The 19,462-nt window shown below is 66.5% G+C and carries 17 protein-coding genes; 8 read left to right on the top strand and 9 right to left on the bottom strand.

Features of this window, described 5'->3' with window-relative positions:
- The first annotated feature begins 365 nt into the window (after positions 1-365).
- The 6 genes from Q8R75_RS00735 to Q8R75_RS00710 all read left to right on the top strand — a co-directional run bounded on the left by Q8R75_RS00735 (position 366) and on the right by Q8R75_RS00710 (position 8,631).
- Positions 366-1,070: a haloacid dehalogenase type II gene (locus Q8R75_RS00735; RefSeq protein WP_305614984.1), complete on the top strand. Its 705-nt coding sequence runs from the start codon at positions 366-368 to the stop codon at positions 1,068-1,070.
- A gap of 140 nt (positions 1,071-1,210) precedes the next feature.
- On the top strand, positions 1,211-2,233 hold the full coding sequence (locus Q8R75_RS00730) for a hypothetical protein (RefSeq protein ID WP_305614986.1): 1,023 nt from the start codon (positions 1,211-1,213) through the stop codon (positions 2,231-2,233).
- Positions 2,234-2,276: 43 nt separating this feature from the next.
- On the top strand, positions 2,277-3,374 hold the full coding sequence (locus Q8R75_RS00725) for a MoxR family ATPase (RefSeq protein ID WP_305614988.1): 1,098 nt from the start codon (positions 2,277-2,279) through the stop codon (positions 3,372-3,374).
- Positions 3,367-4,746 carry a VWA-like domain-containing protein gene (locus Q8R75_RS00720; protein WP_305614990.1) on the top strand — a complete coding sequence of 460 codons (1,380 nt, stop codon included), beginning with the start codon at positions 3,367-3,369 and terminating at the stop codon, positions 4,744-4,746. Before Q8R75_RS00725 ends, Q8R75_RS00720 begins: the two co-directional genes overlap by 8 nt.
- Positions 4,747-4,930: 184 nt before the next feature.
- On the top strand, positions 4,931-7,414 hold the full coding sequence (locus Q8R75_RS00715) for a PEP-CTERM sorting domain-containing protein (protein WP_305614992.1): 2,484 nt from the start codon (positions 4,931-4,933) through the stop codon (positions 7,412-7,414).
- A gap of 26 nt (positions 7,415-7,440) precedes the next feature.
- On the top strand, positions 7,441-8,631 hold the full coding sequence (locus Q8R75_RS00710; RefSeq protein WP_305614994.1) for a glycosyltransferase: 1,191 nt from the start codon (positions 7,441-7,443) through the stop codon (positions 8,629-8,631).
- Here the strand turns inward: Q8R75_RS00710 and Q8R75_RS00705 are convergent.
- Positions 8,562-8,864: a hypothetical protein gene (locus Q8R75_RS00705; RefSeq protein WP_305614995.1), complete on the bottom strand. Its 303-nt coding sequence runs from the start codon at positions 8,862-8,864 to the stop codon at positions 8,562-8,564. The two genes, Q8R75_RS00710 and Q8R75_RS00705, sit on opposite strands and share 70 nt — an antisense overlap.
- Positions 8,865-8,911: 47 nt before the next feature.
- Entirely contained in the window at positions 8,912-9,286 is a 375-nt protein-coding gene (locus Q8R75_RS00700) for a DUF4149 domain-containing protein (RefSeq protein WP_305614997.1), read from the bottom strand.
- A gap of 223 nt (positions 9,287-9,509) precedes the next feature.
- On the opposite strand from Q8R75_RS00700, the gene Q8R75_RS00695 reads away from it, so the two are divergent.
- Entirely contained in the window at positions 9,510-10,148 is a 639-nt protein-coding gene (locus Q8R75_RS00695; RefSeq protein ID WP_305614999.1) for a hypothetical protein, read from the top strand.
- A gap of 32 nt (positions 10,149-10,180) precedes the next feature.
- Here the strand turns inward: Q8R75_RS00695 and Q8R75_RS00690 are convergent, their stop codons facing one another.
- From Q8R75_RS00690 to Q8R75_RS00665, 6 genes are all read right to left on the bottom strand, one after another.
- On the bottom strand, positions 10,181-10,753 hold the full coding sequence (locus tag Q8R75_RS00690) for a cytochrome c (RefSeq protein ID WP_305627315.1): 573 nt from the start codon (positions 10,751-10,753) through the stop codon (positions 10,181-10,183).
- Positions 10,754-10,860: 107 nt separating this feature from the next.
- The gene (locus Q8R75_RS00685; protein ID WP_305615003.1) at positions 10,861-11,463 is read right to left on the bottom strand and encodes a DUF502 domain-containing protein; all 603 of its coding nucleotides are present in this window, start codon (positions 11,461-11,463) and stop codon (positions 10,861-10,863) included.
- Positions 11,464-11,961: 498 nt separating this feature from the next.
- Positions 11,962-13,722: a metallophosphoesterase gene (locus tag Q8R75_RS00680; RefSeq protein ID WP_305615005.1), complete on the bottom strand. Its 1,761-nt coding sequence runs from the start codon at positions 13,720-13,722 to the stop codon at positions 11,962-11,964.
- Between the two features lie 297 nt (positions 13,723-14,019).
- The gene (locus Q8R75_RS00675) at positions 14,020-15,021 is read right to left on the bottom strand and encodes an Ig-like domain-containing protein (protein WP_305615007.1); all 1,002 of its coding nucleotides are present in this window, start codon (positions 15,019-15,021) and stop codon (positions 14,020-14,022) included.
- Positions 15,022-15,172: 151 nt separating this feature from the next.
- Positions 15,173-15,724 (bottom strand): cold shock domain-containing protein, encoded by a 552-nt coding sequence (locus Q8R75_RS00670; RefSeq protein ID WP_305615009.1) that lies wholly within the window; start codon positions 15,722-15,724, stop codon positions 15,173-15,175.
- Between the two features lie 306 nt (positions 15,725-16,030).
- Positions 16,031-16,219 carry a hypothetical protein gene (locus Q8R75_RS00665; protein ID WP_305615011.1) on the bottom strand — a complete coding sequence of 63 codons (189 nt, stop codon included), beginning with the start codon at positions 16,217-16,219 and terminating at the stop codon, positions 16,031-16,033.
- Here Q8R75_RS00665 and Q8R75_RS00660 point away from each other — a divergent pair.
- The gene (locus tag Q8R75_RS00660; protein ID WP_305615013.1) at positions 16,218-16,769 is read left to right on the top strand and encodes a hypothetical protein; all 552 of its coding nucleotides are present in this window, start codon (positions 16,218-16,220) and stop codon (positions 16,767-16,769) included. The two genes, Q8R75_RS00665 and Q8R75_RS00660, sit on opposite strands and share 2 nt — an antisense overlap.
- Before the next feature lie 33 nt (positions 16,770-16,802).
- Here Q8R75_RS00660 and Q8R75_RS00655 read toward each other — a convergent pair whose 3' ends face one another.
- Positions 16,803-19,073, bottom strand: coding sequence for a PEP-CTERM sorting domain-containing protein (locus Q8R75_RS00655; protein WP_305663477.1), 2,271 nt, complete (start codon positions 19,071-19,073; stop codon positions 16,803-16,805).
- Between the last annotated feature and the right edge of the window lie 389 nt (positions 19,074-19,462).

The following is a 19,462-nucleotide window of genomic DNA, read 5'->3' as shown; positions in this document are numbered from 1 at the left end:
ATCGACGGTTTTTCGTAGGAGCGGACCCCGTCCGCGATCCGCGCGTCGATCACGCCGTGGCGCATTTCGAAGACCGGAATCGCCTGCAGGGCAGGCTCCTACGAAAGGCGGCAAGGTTGCTGCGATCGACGGTTTTTCGTAGGAGCGGACCCCGTCCGCGATCCGCGCGTCGATCACGCCGTGGCGCATTTCGAAGACCGGAATCGCCTGCGGGGCAGGCTCCTGCGAAGGGCGGCAAGGCTTCGGTCAACGTCGACGTTTTTCGTAGGAGCGGACCCTGTCCGCGATCCGCGCGGTGATCACGCGACGTCGCGTATGCCAACTGTTCGTTAAGCTGCACCCATCGAATCTGGCGGGAGGTTGCGATGCGTGACGTGAAGGCGCTGGTGTTCGACGTGTTCGGCACGCTGGTCGACTGGCGTACGGCCGTCGCGCGCGAGGCACAGACGCTGCTCGGACGCGTCGGCATCGCCATCGATGGTCCGGCACTGGCCGATGCCTGGCGCGCGGAGTACCAGCCTTCGATGGAGGAAGTGAGGGCTGGCCGACTGCCCTTCATGAAGCTGGATGCGCTGCACCGGCGCAACCTCGACATCGTGCTGACCGCCTTCGGCGCCGAGCGCGCCGACGAGGCCACGCGATGCGAACTTGCGCTGGCCTGGCACCGGCTCGACGCCTGGCCCGATGTGGCCGCCGGGCTCGCCGCGCTGCGCCCGCACTACCGGCTTGCACCGTGTTCCAACGGCCACATCGCGCTGATGGTCGATCTGGCGCGGCGAAATGACTTCCCGTGGGACGCCATCACCGGAGCCGAACTGGCGCGCGACTACAAGCCCAAGGCCATCGTCTATCGCTCGGCCGCCGACGCCTTCGATCTCGCCCCCGAACAGACGATGATGGTGGCCGCCCACTCGTCCGATCTGGCCGGCGCTGCTGCCGCCGGTCTGCGCACCGCCTTCATCGCCCGCCCGGACGAGCACGGCCCGGGACGCGGCGAATCGAAACCCGGGGTGCCGGTGGATATCGCGGTAGCGAGCCTGATCGAGCTTGCTCACCGCCTGTCGCCCTGAACGGATTGCGGGCCTCGCAATAGCCGCGGTGCTGCAGCATGCGGTGCTTTTTCGCTGCGCTACACTGCGCCGGGCAGTCAATTCGAGCGGAGCGCGGCAGGCATGAAGCGATTCGGAGATAGGCACCTAAAGGCGGCGCGATGACGACGGCGCCGCTGACCCACCATGACATTCTCGCGCTGGTCGAGCCCTTCGTCCGGCGCGGGCGGCCGGTCGATCTGCCGGCGAGCGACCGGCTCGCGCGGCAGCTGGTGTTCCGTCCGGTTACGCACGTACTCGACGCGCCGGGCAGTGCGCAACTGGTCGAGGTATTGCGGCTCGACCAGCCAGCGTCCGATCGTTACCGGCTGACCCGTACGCTCACGCATGCGTCGGGCGTGGCGGCTCGGCTGGTGGCGGAGGGCGCGCCGCCGGGCGAGCTGCTGGCGCGCGTCGAGGCGATCGACGTGCAGCAGCAGTTCCGCATGATCGGACGCTTCGTCGTCGGGCTGTCGTACCGGCTCGGTGGCGGTGACGGGCTGTGGCGCGACGACACGGCCAGCGACGCGCCGGTGCTGAGCGACGCCGACGTGCGCGGGGCGGGCGTCTTGCTGACGATGGAGGTGTCGTCGGTCAAGGGTGTGCCGGCGGAACTGAAGCTGGTCGATGACGGTGTTGCCGGCGAGCCCGCGGTCGAACTGCCCGACGATCTGCTGGCGGTGCTCGGCCGCGACTGGGACTGCTTTCGCCGCAGCCTGACCGACCAGGGCGGCTGGCGCGGCACGCTGCGGCTGCGCGGGCGGGGTGTGGCGCGCAGCGCCGATGCCGAACGCAAGCTCGAGGCGACCGTCGTCCATCTCGACCGCACCCTGTCGCGACCGCCCGATGCCTTCCATGCCGACTGGCGCGCTGCGCGCTGGGGCGTGTTCCTGCGCCGCACGATTCCGGTGGCGACCTGCATCGGCCTGATTCTCGCGGCGGCGGCCGTGCCGTATTTCGGCATTTCGGAAGACTCGGTCGTGCACATGCTGCTGTTCAACTCGCCGCCGCTGCTGCTGGTGCTGTTTTTCAGCATGCGCGAAATGCCGCGCATCGAACTGCCGCCGTGGCCGCGCCGTCTGAGTGCTGCTGCGTGGCACGCGCCGTCGCCTGATGCAGACGCACCGCTGCTGCAAACGGGCTGATTGCTTCGAGCGGCTCCAACTTTCACATCAAGCGCGAGAACCGATGTCTGCCAATCCGATGAACATTCCGCCAGTGTCCGTGGCGGCCGCCAAGGCGGCGCTGATCGAACAGTTCGCCGACCCGGTGCTGCGCAGGCGCGCGACCATGCTGTGGGGCTCGCGCGGCGTCGGCAAATCGTCGGTGGTGCGTCAGGTCGCGGCGCACTACGCCGTGCCGCTGGTCGATCTGCGCCTGACCACGATCGAGCCGGTGGACATCCGCGGCGCCATCTATGCCGATGAGGTGCAGGGCAAGACGGTGTGGTTTCCGCCCGAGTTCCTGCCCGCCGCCGACGCGCCCGACGGCATCCTGTTTCTCGACGAACTGACCGCGGCCGACCAGCGGCTGCAGATTTCCGCCTATTCGCTCATTCTCGACCGGCGCGTCGGCAACTACCGGCTGCCCGACGGCTGGCAGGTGATCGCCGCCGGCAACGCGAGCTTTCACGGCGCGGTGTGCCATGACATGGGCACCGCACTGGCCGACCGCATGTTTCACTTCAACGTGCAGACAGTGATCGACGCCTTCCTGTCGCACGCGCTGGCCATGGGTTTCGCTCCGGAGGTGATGGCCTATCTGAAGGTGCGGCCGGACAAGCTCGACGACACGCAGGCCCAGCTCGCCAACGACTACCTGATCGGCGCAAGCCCGCGCGGCTGGGAAGACATTTCGAATGTGCTGAAGTCAGGCGTCTCCGAAGCCGCACAGCGACTGTTCGTGCAGGGCCGCATCGGCGCGGCGAACGCGGCCGAGTTCTTCGGTGTGCTGCGCGAACTGCGCGCCGGTGCTGACGTGATGTGCCTGCTCGACACGCCGCGCGGTCCGGCCACCGCCGCGCTGCTGCCGCAGACGCTCGATGGCCTGTACGGCCTGATCTACGGCCTGCTCGCCGCCTGTACCGACGCGCCGCGCATGACGCGCGGGCTCGACATCATCGACCAGTTGCCGGACATCCGGGGCACGGTGCCGCTGCCGATCCGCGAGGCGCAGACGCTGGCCATGGAACTGCTGATGCAGAAGGCGCTGGAGGGCGATCTGGCGACGTCCATTCTGGACAGCCCCGCGTATCGACGTTATCTCGACCAGCGCCGCGATGCCTGAGGCCACCCCGTCGGCGGGGCATTCGCTGTACGTCCATCGCGGCACGCGCGCCGTGCAGCGCATGGTCGAATTCGCACCGGCCACCGGCGGGCTGGCGCTGTGGGTGCGCCATCGCGACCTGCCGGCCGACGCCGACACCACGTCGGCGCCGCTCACCACCGACGGCCACACCATCTTCTACAGCGCCGCCTTCGAGCGACTGCCGATCGAGGAGCAGGCCGCTCGCGTGGCGCACGAAGTTCTGCACATCGCGCTGCGTCACCCGCAGCGCTTCGTCGCACTGCAGCAGGTGCTGGGTGACGCCGACCTGCAACTGTTCAATCTGTGTGCCGACGCGCTGATCAACAGCGCGCTGTCGCACCTCGAATGGCTGCGTCAGCCGGCCACCGCCGTGCAGCTCGACCGCCTGCTGACGAGCGTGCTGGGTATCGACCAGCCGGTAGAGAAATCGCTGCTGGAATGGGATGTCGAACGCCTGTACCGCGCCATCGACGACCGCCGGCCGCCGCCGTCGGGCGGGCGCAGCGCTACGCCGCGCAAGCAAGGCGGCCGCGATGCCGATACGGCCGGTGGCGCGACCACGCCCGCGCAGCAGGCGGACGGCGCGCAGACCGCCGCGCGACCCGATGGCCCGAAGTCGGGCCGGGTCAGGGTGCTCGGCTGCGAATCGGAACGCGACCTGGTACCCGGGCCCGACACGCGCGGCCCGCCGGAGGCGGAAGCGGAGCAGGCGCGCGAGTGGAGCGAGCGGCTGATCCGCGGCCATGCCAACGACGGGGCGCATTCGATGCTGCGCACGCTGATCGCCGACCTGCCGCGCAGCCGCACGCCGTGGGAACCGGTGCTGCGCACGCAGCTCGCGCGCAGCCTGTCGCCGAAGCGCGACCTGTCGTGGTCGCGGCCGTCGCGTTCGTACATTGCCAATCAGGGCCGCGCCGGCCCGCGCCACCGCATGCCGTGGGAGCCGGGTTTCAGTGCGGCGAAGACCGTGCCGCGGCTGGCGCTGATCATCGACGTGTCGGGTTCGATCGACGATGCGCTGATGGCCCGCTTCACGCGCGAGATCGAAGCCATCAGCCGCCGGCTCGAAGCCGGGCTGGTACTCATCATCGGTGACGATCGGGTGCAGCGCGTCGAACAGTTCGCCGCCGGGCGCGCCGATCTCGGCGAGCTCACCTTCACCGGCGGTGGCGGCACCGATTTCACGCCGCTGCTCGAGGAAGCGGATCGTCACCGGCCGGACATCGCCGTCGTGCTGACCGACCTCGACGGCCCGGCGCGCTTTCGGCCGCGCTGGCCGGTGCTGTGGGCAGTGCCCGAAGCGGCGCGGCGCGCGCACGTGCCATTCGGCCGCCTGCTGCAACTCGACTGATCGCCGATCAGCGTTCGTGCGGCGCGACGCTTTTTAACGTTCCGGCCGGCGTCACCGTGAAACCGTACGTGCGCGAAGCGAAAATTCGCCCCTAGAATTTCGGCTGATCGGACGTTACCCGTCACGGGGTCGTCGCACACAACTCCAACAAATTGAAAGGCCGCCCGTGCCTCCCGAAACCCTGATGAATCGTGCCCGCGCGCTCGCCGGCACCGCATTGGTCGTGATGCCGCTCGCGGCGGCACCTGCCGCGCAGGCGGCCGAACTGCTGCCCGGCTATTCCTTCGCAGGCGAATACACCAGCTCGGGCTGGTTCATGTCCTGGTTCGACGACGCTGCCGCGGATGCCACGGCGGACGCCTCCGGCCTGTCGCTCACCGGTGACAAGACGATCGCCGATTCGCTGTTCTGGCGCTTCGACAACAATGCACAGGCGACGCTGCGCCGATACGACGTAAGCGGCTTCGCCTACGCCTGGGGCGGCGCCATCGACGGCTTGCTGAGCGAAGGCGACGTGATCAACGCCGCCTTCGAACTGCTGGTTGATTTCACCTATACGGTGCCGCCGTATTCCAGCTATCCCTATCCCTACATGGCGTGGGATCTGGAAATCGGCCTGTCCGACCAGGTGTTCGTCGCCGACAACTACCAGGGCGGGCCGGATCGCAGCCGCCTCTACAGCAACAGCGCCCATGGATCGCTGTACGAGCCGGGCAGCTACACCTACGACGATGCGCTGACACTCACCGTCGATGACTGGACGGCCGAAAACGCCACCCAGTGGTATGCGATGGTCAAGATCTACTGGCCCGACTCGGTCACCCCGCAAGGCTACGAAGATACGCAGGGCGCGCTCAACGGCGACACCTTGCGCTTCGCCACGCTGAATCGCGGCATCGACATGACCTTACTGCCGGGCTCCAGCACCCGGGCGGGTGAGGAAAAGACCAATTCGGACATTTTCGTGCTGCCGTCGTCGTCGACCCTCCGCACGCGCGGCATCTATCGGAATCTGGTGGGTGCGACCTTCGAAAACCACGGCTACGTCGACATCGACGAAGGCGGGCAATTCGTCAACCGCGGGCTGCTGCGCAATCTGGGCGGCGGCTACTTCACCAATTACGGCAGCTTCGAGAACACGGCGGGCGCCACCTTCGACAACGAAAGTTCGTTCGAGAACGCGTTCGGCAGCCTGTTCGGCAATGCCGGCACGGTGAACATCAGCGCTCAGGGCTACATCAACAATTCGGGCACGCTGCGCAACCTGGCGGGCGGCGCGCTGGGCGGTGCCGGCTCGATCAGCAACCAGAGCGATGGCGTGTTCGAGAACAGCGGGCTGGTCGGCCTGCTCGGTGGCGCATCGCTGTGGAACAACGGCACGCTGGAAAACCGGTCTGGCGCAACCTTCAATACAGCAGCCGGATCATCGGTGGAGAACAGCGGCACGCTTCGCAACCTGCTCGGTGGCGCGCTGGGTGGTGCCGGCTCATTGACCAACCAGAGCAGCGGCGTGATCGAGAACACGGGGTTGCTGAGCGTACTCGGTGGCGCGTCGTTCTCGAACGAGGGCCGCTTCGAGAACAAGGCCGGGGGCACGACCGACAATTTCGGTTCGATGCTCAATGCCCTCGGCGGCGTGGCGGCCAATCGCGGCACGCTGAACAACGCCAGCGGCGCGAGCGTGACGAACGCGGGTCTGCTGAGCGTGCTTGGCGGCGCGTCATTCAACAATCGTGGAAGCTTCGACAACGAAGAGGGGGCGACGACCGAAAACTTCGGCACCCTGCTCAATGCCCTCGGCGGCATTGCGACCAACCGCGGCACGCTGAACAACAACGGCCAGTTCAAGAACGTCGGCACGCTGAACAATCTGTTCGGCGGCGTGGTGAACAATCGCGGCAGTTTCACCAATTCGAGCGCCAACACGGTGAACAACGACGGCCTGTTCGTCGTCGAGGAAGGCACGCTGACCAACACCGCGACCGGCGTCTACAACAACACCGGCACGCTGCAGGTTGCAGCGGCCGGCACAGTGGTGAATGACGGCGCGCTGAACAATTCCGGCAGCATCGAGAACGCGGGCGCTGTCGGCATCGGCAGCACGGGCGTGGTCAGTGGTGCCGGCAGCTATGCGCAATCGGCCGGTTCGACGCAGGTCGACGGACGGCTGTCCGCTGCAACGATGGCCTTCGATGGCGGCTGGCTGCGCGGCAGCGGCAGCCTGGCCAGTGCGGCCGACATCGTGATCGGCGCCGGCGCCAGCGTATCGCCCGGCGGCCTCGATGCAGCGCGCACCGGCCGCCTTGATGTCGAAGGCAGCTATGTGCAGCAGGCAGGCAGCGCGCTGCTGATCGAAGTCGACGGCGTGAGCCAGGGCATCGCGTACGACTGGCTGGCCATCACCGGCAGCGCGACGCTGGGCGGCGACCTGTATCTGGACTTCGGCTTCACGCCGCTGGCCGGCCAGACCTTCACCTTCCTGACCGCGGCAGGCGGCGTGAGCGGCGAGTTTGACGCCATCCATGCCGGCGACTGGAATGTCGCCATCACCTATGGCGCGCAATCGGTGTCGCTGGCGCTCGCGGCACCGGTTCCCGAACCGGAAACCTGGGCCACCCTGCTGGCAGGTCTCGGTCTGCTGGGCTGGCGGCTGCGCCGCCGCGCCTGATGGCGCCCCGGCCCGACTGACCGCCGGTGACTGCGCCGCGCCTTCTGCTGCTGCTCGGCCAGTCGCCGTTCGACCCGACCAGCGGCGCGGCGCAGTCGATGCGCCAGATTGCCGAACTGCTGGCGCTGGCCGGCTGGTCGGTGCATAGCCTGGCCACCAGCGGATGTGAAGGTGCAGTGACCACCGACCATGCGGCGCTGATCGAGGCGCACGGTGCGACGGTGCTACGCACGCAAACGCCCGGCGAGGCACCGTGCGCGCTGCTCGAAACCCGTCATGCGGGCGTCACCCATCACATCGTGCTGACCGATCCGGCACGCCGGCATTATTGGGAGCAGGACGTCGGCGCTGCCTATCAGGCGCAGCTCGACCGGCTGATCGACGACTTCCGTCCGCAACTCGTGCTGACCTACGGTGGCGACCCGGGCGACGCACGTCGGCGCCGGCAGTTGCAGCAGGCGGGGGCGCGCGTCGTGTTCGCGCTGCATAACCTCGCGTATGTCGGGGTACGGCCGACGGCCTGCGATGCCTTCCTCGCACCAACCCGATTTCTGTCGCAGCGCTACGCGTCAGCATGGGGCGAGGCGCCGGCGGTGCTGCCGGCGCCGCTGATGCCCGATGTCGTCGCGCCGACGCACGACCCGGTGTTCGTCACCTTCATCAACCCGGAGCCGGCCAAGGGCCTCGCACTGCTGGTGCAACTGGCGGAACGGCTCGGCGTCGAGCGGCCGGACATTCCGCTGCTGGTGGTGGAAGGGCGCGCGCCGGCGGCGCAACTCGTCGCAGCGGGGCAGGCTGCCGGATTCGACCTGATACGCCATACCAGTTTGATGTTCGCGCCAGCTGGCGCGCGCGTCGCTGACATCTGGGCGCACACGCGCGTGCTGATCGCGCCGTCGGTCGTCGAGGAGGCCGCCGGGCGGGCGGCACTGGAAGCGATGGCCAATGGCGCGGTGGCGCTGGTGTCGGACCGCGGCGCGCTGCCCGAAACGGTCTCGGATGCGCGTTGCGTGCTGCCGGCCGACGACGTCGGAGCGTGGTTCGATGCGCTGGTCAGGCTGGTCGATGACCCGCCGCTTTTTGCCGGGATGAGCCAGGCGGCACGCAGCCAGGCGGCGCGCCACCTGCCTGATGCGCTGCGCGCGCGTTACGCGGGCTGGTTCGGCGATGTGCTTTCAACGGACTGGCCTGCAGCGCCGGCGGGCGCAGCCGGCTGACTGGCCGCTCCAGCCGGCGATGCACACAGCACGCCGTTCGTGCGGCTCCACATCGACAGCAGATACAGCGACAGGAACAGCGCGATGTAGTATTCGCGCGTTTCCGGGTCATAGGTCCGGTACGGAATGACTTCTTGGGTCGCGTTCGGGTACCGGTAGCCGCAGCGCAGTGCGAGATAAAGCAGGGCGGTCGATTCGGCGATGAAGGCGACGCCGACGCCGGCCAAGAACACGGTTTGCCCCCTGTTCCTGTGTGGAGTCCGTCAAAGTGGCGTGCCGGTCAGGCGGCCCACAGCGCCCACACCAGCGCGATCAGGATGATCACGTTCAGCCCCACGCTCAGCCCGTGCAGCAGGCCGAAGCGGCGCCGGTCGCCGCGGTCGGTGGCGGCATTCACGGCCGGGGTGACGCCCCACAGAGAAATGGCGAACAGCACGGTACTGAGGGCCGCCGCCATGCGCACCGCCTGCGGCGCGTCGATCACGGCCGCGATCAGGCAGGCGGCGCCGAGCACGGCGTAATACTTCGGGAAGAAGTTGCGCACATAAACACTGGCCCATTCCTGCGGCAACACCTTGAAGATGCCCGGCGCCACCGCCACGGTGAAGAACAGCATCACGCCCACCACGCCCGCCACGATCAGTTCGCTCAGCATTTGCGCTGCCTCCGGTCTGCATTTCAGGGCGACGGCCCTGGGTGCCTGCGGCACAGACAGGCCGATGCGCCGCAGGTTCTACCGCGACCGGACTTGCGCGCGACGGGCAGGCAGTGAATGCTGCGGTGAGCTGCGCAGCGGGGAGTGCCCCGGCTCGCGCGAGCCATGAGGTCTGAACATGTCATCCGCAACGCCAGGACGAGCCGCTGATCGCGCGGCTGGCATGACGAGTGTCGTACGGCTCATCGCCGCACTGCTGCTGACCGCGGTGACCGGCGCCTTCGTGCTGGCCACCAACCGCGACATCCAGATGTCGTGTACGCCGCACGGCATGCTGAGTCTGCAGTTCGCAGGCTCGGCCGAATGTGCCCGGCTGGTGGTGCAGAGCTGGGCCGGCCAGTGTGCGGACACCGAGGCGCAGCGCGCGCTGCACGGTTGCGCAGCGGCGACCGGCTCGCCGGACGCGGCGCAGCAGCGCGTCGAATCCCGCCCGCCGGAGGCCCGCCTGCACACGGCACGGCAGACGCTGTGGGCCGACTTCGCCTTCATGGCGGCCTACTCGATCTTCCTGTGGATGCTGTGCGCGCGCGCTGCAGCCACGCTCGGCGGCGCGCCCCGCCGCGTGGGGCAGGCGGCAACGTTCGCGGCGCCGCTGGCGGGTCTGGCCGACGTCAGCGAGAACATTGCGCATCTGGTGTTTCTGTCAGCCGTTGCCGACGGCCCGGGTGAGGCGCTGTTCGCCTGGGGGCATTACAGCGTGATGCTGAAGTGGGGTTTGATCAGCCTGATCGCGGCGTTTCTGGCAGCGGCGGGGCTGCGGATGCTGGTCAGGTGGGCGCAGCCGGCCGGAAAGCGGCGTTGATCCGCTGCGTCGCCATCCGGGCCAGGCTGCAATCAGGCGCCGTCCGGTCGCACGTTCGCGACGCTGCCGTCCGAGCGACCTTTCAGATAGGCGTACAGGTCGTCGATCTTGTCGGCCAGGAAGGGGTGGCCGGGCATGCCGAGCGCGATGCGCCCTTCGATCACGGCCGTGTTGAAGTCGTCCTTCGACAGCGTCTTCAGCGACGCAATCAGCGACGGACCAACCATGCCTTCCTGTGCCGGGCCATGGCAACGCTCGCATGCTGCCGCACGCCAGGCTTTCCAGCCCTTCACGACATCGCCGCCGGCGGCCGCGGCCGCGACTTCGGTTGCAGCGGCCGCCGGTGCCTCGACCGCAGCGGGCGCGGCTGCAGCGGCAGTTGCGGGTGCCGGATCAGGTGCGGGAGCGGGCACGACGGCCGTCGGAGCGGCTTCGGCGGGTGCGGGCGTTGCCGTAACCTCGGCGACCGGCGCCGGATTGACTTCGGTTATCGGAGTGGTTGGCGCAGCCGGCGGCGCTGCGACAGGTTCCGGTTCGGCCGGTTGGCCGCACGCGCCCAGCAACAGCGCGAGCAGGCTTGCAGTGACAAGTTGAGCGGTTTTCAAGGCAGTTCTCCCCGTGGTTTGTGCCGAGCAGGGTACTGCGAACCGTGCCGGCGCGGCGCCCCGTGTCGGTGGTGTCTGACGGCGCCGGTGACCGGGCGCGCATGTGTTCAGCGCGCGTCGGGTTTTCCGCGGTTCGACGACATGTAGGCGATCAGTGCCATCCGCATGGCCTCTTCGACCGTCATGTCCACCTGCGTCACCCACGCGCGCGGCACGAACACGGTGTAGCCGCCGATCATGTAGCCCATGGGCAGGTACACTGCTACCTGGTCTTCCAGTTCGGCGAGGCCTGCAGGCAGTCCGGCCATCGATTGCCGCGTCACCAACCCGGCGATCCCCAATTCGTTGCCAGGCATCCGCAGCAACACAACCTGCTGTGCGGATTCCGCGTGAGGGGCGAAATAGTCGGCGAAATTTTTCAGCGAGGAATAGATGCTTTTCACCACCGGCAGATTGGTGAACGGCAACTCCACCCATGACAGCAGGCTTCCGGTGAAGCGCTGCGACACCAGGGCGCCGAGTGCAAGAATCATCAGTGCGCCGATGGCGATGCCCAGCCCCGGCAGATAGAAGTCGCCAATGATCGGCCGGATCATCGACATCGCAAGACGCTCGGTCCAGGTGACAAAGAGCACGAGCACGTAAACGGTCAGCGCCACCGGCAGGAATGTAATCAGGCCGCGGAAGAAATACTGGTAGAGGCGATTCATGGCTGGCAGTCAGGACAAGGTGCGGCGCAGCATACCGCGTGCCGGGAAACCGGGGGCAGGCGCATGCGGCGGGCACCGGACTACACGCGCTTGCCGGGGTCGGCGCACCAGGTGCCGGCTTTCGATGGTCTTGTGCCCCCTCACAGGGCAGCGTGAGGCGACGAGAATCCACAAAATCCCGAGCGACATCAGGGCGAATTGCTCTGGAAATGCGACGCGAGGCAGCTAGCCTGTGCGCCGTCTTCGGCGCGGCACAGATCGCGGCGGGGACGCCGCTCACACAGGGGCGCTCCCACGGGTTCTGCGCCCGCGGCAGAAGGCGCCGGTTCGAAGACGCCTTCAGTCACTACCGAGTCGAGCGCAGTCAGCGTACGCAGTGCGCGATGCGTGCCGTGTTTTCTGGGGGAGCGGCGGCGCTGGGTGCACGAACAAAAAAAGGCCGGAGCCCCGCTGCAGGGGTCCGGCCTCGAAGGGTCAGGCGAAGCTGTCGGCGGGCGTTCAGGCGCGGCGGCGACGGGCTGCCAGCGGCACCAGTACGAAGAGCCCGCCGAGCATGAGGGCCAATGCTGAGGGCTCCGGCACGGCGGACACGGCAAACTGACCATTGCGGTCGACCACTGCCCAGACTTCGTTGGCGGCCGTATCCACGCCGTAGGTGCCGATGCCGTACCCAGCCAGCCATTCGCCAGCGACGAAGGTCGGCGTCCCTTCGGTGTTGGCATCTGCCGCAAGCACCCACGATCCGTTTAGCGCATACATCAGGCGCAGCATCGATTCGTCGACCGCGAGGGACTCGTCATAGCTCATGGTGAGCACGAAGGGATCGGCCACGTTGTCGAGTTGGTCGTCCATTCCGCCCAGGTAGAGGATGTCGCTGACCAGCCCGTCCTTCGTCGCCATCCAGCCGAAGTTGACGATGTTGCCGAGCTGCTGGGTGATGCCCGGGCCCGAATCGGGTTCGGTCGTCACCGAGCGACCTTCGAGGTTCACGCCAGCGAGAATTTCCGCTTCCGTGCCCGCAAAGCCATTGCCCGCGGCAATCGCGCTCTTCAGACCTGCGTAGGACTCACCCACGCCGATGCCGTAGGAGTCGCCATTGGTCGAGAACGTGGTCCGATCGGCGACACGCCATTCCGGCACCCAGGTCTCGAAGTGATCCGGCGAGGCCGGCGGCGTTGCCGAATAGTGCGTGAAGGTCACGAACGGCCCGTCGATATCGACGATGCTGTAGCCGACCTCGTTGCTGATCAGCGCGGCGCCGACTTCCTCGCCGTCGTTGAACTCGTTTTCGAAGCGATAGTATTTCTCCGAGTTCGAGCCCGAAACGAAGTGGTGCAGCAGCACGTCCTGACCGGCGACCGCCGCCGAGCGGCTGTACTGGTGGTCGTGGCCGGCGAAATAGGCGTCGGCACCGTTGGCCCCCAGCTGGCCGAGGATCTGCATGCGCAGTGGGTCGTCGCCCAGCACACCCTCGCGGGCGCGACCGAAGAAGGGCTCGTGGGCATAGACGAACATATGGTCGTTGCTGCCCTTCTGCTGGCTGGTGACCCAACCGATGAGCTGACTGGGCAATGCACCATACATGTCGAGCGAGACGAAGCGCGTGTTGTTGTAGGTGAACGAGTAGGACGCGCCCGGGCCAGTCACCACGACCGGCGCGCTCAGGCCGGGAAAGGCAGCCGACCAGACCTCGGTGCCGCGATAGCCGGAGGGCCCGAGCAGGGGGTCGATGCCCGCGATGGTGCTCTCGGATTTCACGTCGTGATTGCCGCGCGTCGCGTAGAACGAAATGCCGGCATCGAACAGCGGCTGGGCGGTCTGCTTCCAGATATCGAATTCGCCTGCCGTGCCGTCCTCGGTCAGGTCGCCGATGGAGATCAGCAGGTCGATGTCGTGGTTGTTCACGAAACGGTCCACCACGGGCTGCATCAGCCGAACCGAGACACCGCGGGGGTCGCTGGCGCCCTGTGTGTCGGTGATAAGGCCGAATGACCATTGCGACGATGCCGAGCCGCTGGCTGCGAATACCGGATGAGCGGCGAATGCGAACCCGAGCAGGGCAGCGACGGCGAGCTGACGTCGGGCAGAAGCTTTCAGTTTCATGGAAATCCTCGAAGGAATACGGTCGAGGCGCCAGTCTCTTTTGTGGTCATGACGGCGATGTGAATAGTTCCGGACTATGCAGAAGCGCCAGCCGTCGAGTTCCTGCCTGCGAAATGAAATGTCGAGGGTCAGCCCGCTCCAGGTGTAGTACTTCACGGATGCGACGGAACCGAAGCCGCACAGCCCGGTTGTAGCGGGAGTGGCGTCCCTGTGGGAGCGTCGGCCTCGCCGCGATCAGTGCAGCGATGCTCATCTCGCAGCGTGCGTATCGCGGGGCGGCCGCTGCTCCCACATAAACGGCTCCACCGTTGCTGCGCCTGTGCCCAGCACCGGTTTGCTTCGGCGGTTCGTCGCGCTGCGTGCCCTGCGCAGAGCGGGCACGCCACGCGCGACCGACGTCGCGTTGCCGCGTCAAAGTGTCGAAGGCAGGTGCCCGGAGATATGCGGCACCACTCAGTGATGCGTCGCCTTCCGGCGCCGGCAACCCGCGCAGCCGGCCATGACCGCCAGCCCGGCCAGCATCATCGCCCAGGTGCCCGGTTCGGGTACCGCAAGCACATTGATGTTGACCATCGCGGAGCTCGAGCGGCCGAGTTCGTCGATCGAGAAGTACTGAAAGGTCGCCAGCCCGGCAAAACCCGGATCGGCGATATAGCGGAAGCTGCCGTTGGTGATCACGCTGTCCAGCGTGCCGCTGCTCGGATCGAAAAAGCTCGACACCATGACTTCGCCGATGCCGCCCCGGTCGTTCGCCAGCAGGCCGGGTGCAAGGATGTCGAGCGTGCCCCCGCTGAGCACCGTGAAGGTGTCGTCGAACGCCACCGGTATCGACGCAGCGGTGTCGATGAAAACGTTGGCCATGGCGCTGCGGCCCAGCTCGTCCTCGGTGCTGTAGCTGAAGCTTGCCACACCGGCAAAGCCATACTCCGGGGTGTAGCTGAAGCTGCCATTGGTGACCACGGTGTTGAGCGTGCCCGAGGTGGGATCGAAGTAGCTGGTCACGTTCACCTCGCCGATACCGCCGCTGTCATTGGCCAGCAGGCCGGGCGCCGAAATGTCGAGGGTCAGCCCGCTCAAGGTGTAGTAGTCGTCGCGTGCGCGCGGCAGCGTGGTGCTGGCATCGATCGTCACCGTGGCGCTCGACAGGCGGTCGTACTCGTCGACGATGAAGTAGTCGAAGGTCGTGACGCCGGCGAAGCCCCGCTCGGGCGTGTACAGGAAAGAGCCGTTGGTGACCACGTTGTTCAGCGTGCCCGACCCCGGATCGAAGAAGCTGGTCACGATCACGCCGGTGCCGCTGTCGTTGGCCAGAATGCCGGGCGCCGAAATGCTGAGCGTGAGGCCGGTCAGTTCGAACAGATCGTCGCGCGCCACCGGTTCCGGCGGCAGCGTGACGGCAAGGGCATTGAAGGTGCTGCACGCGAGCAGGCTTGCAAGTACGGTGGTTGCTTTCATCAGTGGGCTCCCGGTGGCGGAAGAGATCGAAGTGATCTCTGTGACTTTCAATCATCTTTGGCTGCCATGCGGCCAGCAAGACGGGCATGACAGGCGGCGTGAGCGATTTCGCACCAGCGGAAGGGCAGTGGTTCGCGTGACGGATTTCGACTCAGAAAGCCGAGCACTGCTGCTCGCACGGCACGCCGTCGTTATCACCGTCCATCTTCGTGTCCGGACAGTTTTCGATGAAGAAGGTCGCCTCGTCGCACGACGTCATCTGACTGCAGTGCTGGCGGCCGTCGCAGCGGAAGTTCGCGGACGCGCCGGACTTCACCGGTGCGGTTCCGTTGATGCGTTGCACGAGGTGCGCGTCGATCTGGCCGTAGAGCAGGTAGCCGCCGAATCCGACGCCCGCGAACAGCAGCAGATAGCCGAACAGACCGGTGCCTTGTCGCTCCGGGCTGCGCGAAGAAGAGGGCCGGCGCGCCTCGTGCGCCGGGGAGACGACGCGGCCCGGGCGCTCGACGGACACCGCACGCTTGCGGCCCTGCGCGTCGGTCTGCACCTCGAACAGCAGTGTTTCGCCGTTCATGGGCCGGCGCCCGTCGCGCGGCAGGGCCGAGATATGCACGAACACGTGGTCGCCGCCGTGGGTCGGTTCGATGAAGCCGAACCCCCGGTCGTCGTTCCATTTTGCGAGCCTGCCTTTGATTCGTGTCATAACGATCCGCCGGTGGTCGTATGCCGCTCAGTGCATGAAATCGGAATTATGCTTCACGGATTCGTCCCTGAACCGCAGCCGCGCCCAAAGCGCTTGCAGTTCGAATGGGCAGACGTGCCAGCAAATCGTTTGAACCCCGAGCTCTGCCGCCGTTACTATTCATCGCGGCGCCAGTGCGGTTGCGCGTTGTGCGTCAACAAACTGAAGATGACCGAAGTCCCGCCTTGGCAGTCTGAAGGCGCAATTTCCCGAGGTTCTCATGAGTAAAAATGCGTCGACCGAAGTCGTGGCTCTGCGGGACAAGCGTCAGAAGCTGTTCAGCCTTTCCCTGCTTTTCATCGTCGGATTTCTCATTCTTCTGCTGGCGCACTTCGTGCCCGACTCATTCATCCAGAGAGTATTGACGTCGGTCGGCAGCGTCACGCTGGCGTTCGGGCTGACATCGCTCATTACGCAGGTTTTTTCGCCCGCGCCCTTCGAGGGGGTGCTGCGCATGATCAATGAACTGCTGGTCGTGCCCTGGCGTTCGAAGGAAGAAGATCTGATGCCGCTGCGGAAGAAGTTCTACGGCTATCTGCTGACCGTGCGGGACGGCAAGTCGATCTGGGTTTATCGGGATTTTGATTTCGGCAATCTGGAGTTGCCGGGTTACCTGCACGCGGCTTTCCAATACAAGACCAGCGCTGGCCGGACGATGAAATACAAGTACTACGGATTTCCGGTTCAGTCGCGGCTGCTTCTGATCGGTCGAAACGTCGACACCAGCAATGAGCCGGCGGTGATCCAGGTCGTGCCGCACTGCGGCCAGAGCGGCATCTATGCCGGCCTGGCATTTTTCGAGGTGCTCTCGGGCGCGCAGATCGTGTCGCCGACCATCATCGCGGCGGAGCGGCTGGTCGATTCCGAGGTGTTCGGGGAGCTGGATGAAAACCAGAGCGCGGCATTGAACACGTTGTGGAATACAAACTTCAAAAGCAGCTTCTTCCTTCCGCCGGGCAGTGAGCACTTGCTGCCGGGAAGCGCAGTCGTGCCGAAGGCGGGGTGAGGCGCGGCCGGTGCGGCCGAGTGTGCGTCGCGCTCAGGGAAGGCGGCGTCGCCATGCGGTGCTCACCACGACGCACAGTCCGGCGGCGAGCAGGATGGATGCCGCCGGCTCAGGCACGGCGGTCACCGTGAATCCACTGCCATCCCAGGCACCCGCGAATCCGGTGAGTTCGAACCGCACCTGCTCCAGTCCGTACACGCCACCGCTGGCGCTGACCTGGTCGGCGAACGCATAGCGGCGGCCCTCTTCGGGCAGCAGGCCGTCGAGGAATGAAAAGCGCACCGTCGCACTTTCGGAGAAGAACAGCGCGCCGGACACGTCAAGGCGGTCGGCGGCCTCCGCCGCAAGCTCCAGTTCGAGCACGCCGTCGATCACCATCGAGCCCAGCACCGTGAGCGTGCCCGGCGAGGTACCCGGGCTGACCGTCGCGTTGGCGCCCACGGTCAGCAGCCCGGTCGACACGCGGTCGCGACCTTTCAGGATGCCGTCTTCGATGTCGACCGTCTGCGCCTCGAGCAGTCCGTTGACGGTCGTGACCGCACCGGCACCCGATTGGCGATAGCGGACGAGCCCGCCCAAGGCACCGCCCTCGTTGATCTGCATCTCACCGGTGTTGAAAACCGTGCCGCCGGTCAAACTGCCCTGCGCGCCGCCGATGACGCCGTCCCCGGTGATGACGAACCGGCCGTGATTGTTGACGCTGCCCTGATTCGTGACGCTGCCTCCCGCGACCTGCACCATGCCCCGGTTGGTCAGTTCGGCGCCGTCGGCGTTGACCATCAGGCCGCGAAGATCGAGTCGCACATCAGGGTCGTTCGCGACGCCTGTCGCGCCGTTGAGAAACTGTTTGTTGTTGTACAGCTCGCCTGCCACGTCCACTTCCACGATCGATCGATTGTCGATCACGCCGTCGTTACGGAAGCTGCTTTCGACCCGGATCATGCCCCGGCCAGGTTCTGCCAGCGAAACCGCGTCGTTGATGCCGTTGCGCACGGTGCCCGCATTGACGAATTCCGATATGCCGGAACCGCCCGTCTGCAACACGCCCAGAAAACCCTGGTTGTCGAGCGTGGCGCTGTTCGCAAAGCGGCCGCTGCTTTCGATGCGCGCGTAGTTGGCGAAGCTGCCGGACAGGTGCTCCACCGTGCCGTGGCTGTCCAGCATGCCGCCCGGCGCATCCGCCGAGCCGTTGGTGAAGCGGCCTTCGTTGCTGAACGTCGCGTCGTCGCCGAGGTTGAAACGACCGCGGTTGTCGAAACGCGCCCCAGCGGTATTGGTCAGCTGCCCGCCGGCGGTGAGGTCGAGCGTGCCGTGGTTGAACAGACCCGGGTCGCGCGAGGGCGGCAGCGTCGGGTCATCGGGCGAGAGGTCGCCGGGAAAAGATGCCTTGTTGATGATCGCGCCGGCGCCGCTGATCAGCCCGGAGCCTTCGGTCACGAGGCGCCCGGCGTTTTCGATCCGGCTGTCGGCCAACAGGTTGATCGTGCCCGGGTTGGTGAGTTCGGTCAGGTGCGCCGCCTCTTCGATGAGGATGCTTCCGCTGTTGAACATCACGCCGCGGTTATTGAGCTTGTCGAGGATGCGGATGCTGCCGCCGTTGAACACCACGCGGTTGTTGTATGCGTCGTCGTCCTTTTCGATCTCGATCGTGCCGTCGTTGGTGTAGGGGGTGATCTGGTAACGGACGATGCTCCCGGTCACCTTGACGTCGAACTTGTCGATCGTGACCGTGGTAGGCGCGGCGGCCGTCCATACGCGGATCTGGGCGCCCAGGCCGCCGGGGTCGGTGACGACGGCGCCGCGCTCGGCCTTCTTCACCAGATGAAGGGCAGGGGTCGCCGAGCCGGTCTCGGTTTCGAAGTCGAATTCCGCGTCGAACCGCTGGATACCGGAAACGTCGGAGCGGGTCACGAAGTGCCATATCGCGCCGGACAGGGGCTGTGCGGGAATGCGGACCTGCCTGCCCCGCTGGCCGGCGGGCAGGGCGGTGTGAGAGCGGCCGTAGAAGAAGATTTCCGTATCGAAATAGCCGCCCTCGCTGGTGGCGGAGCCCGGCGCGACGATGGAAATCGTGTCGAGGGTAATTTCACCGAGCAGTTCGGTCTGGTAGGCGGTGGGCGTGACGAAAAAGGTGAACAGCGGGCCGAGCGAATCGAAGGTCTGCGTCACGATGCCGCCGGTGCGTTCGAATTCCCACACGAAAGGTTTGGCGAGTGCCGGCTGCACGAACGGCAGCGCGAGCGCCAAGGCCAGGACAACCCGCTTGCGTGCGCGGCGAAAGGTGACCGGAAGGGCGGGTCGCATGGCAGATCACGGGCTGGGGTGATTCTGAAAATCTAGCACATGCACAAGGGCTTGCCTTGACCGGAACCGTGCATTATTCCTGCCTGCACGGCCGTTGACGCAGGGTCAGGCCGCGCCGGGAATGGGCGCCTGTGCAAACCCTGAAAGCGGCGCGCCGCATTGAAGAAATGTCGGCTCGAACGCCTGCCGAAGGGCCTGCCACGCGCGAATGAAATGGCGGCGATCGCGGCGCGCGCGGGCGGGGCAGATGGGGTAGCCGCGCACTTGCCACGTGAGGCAAGGTGCCGAGCTGGCGCAAGCTGAAGCGATCGCCCGGTACGCCCTGCCGATGCAGCGCTGCGCCCGGCCTGTCGTGCGCAGCCTTTCGTTCGGGCATCATCCGCGGCGCC

Source organism: Methyloversatilis sp., assembly GCF_030696805.1.
In the GTDB taxonomy this organism is placed as follows: domain Bacteria; phylum Pseudomonadota; class Gammaproteobacteria; order Burkholderiales; family Rhodocyclaceae; genus Methyloversatilis.
The sequence above is the reverse complement of the archived record's forward strand: the minus strand, read 5'-3'. Positions and strand labels throughout refer to the sequence as shown.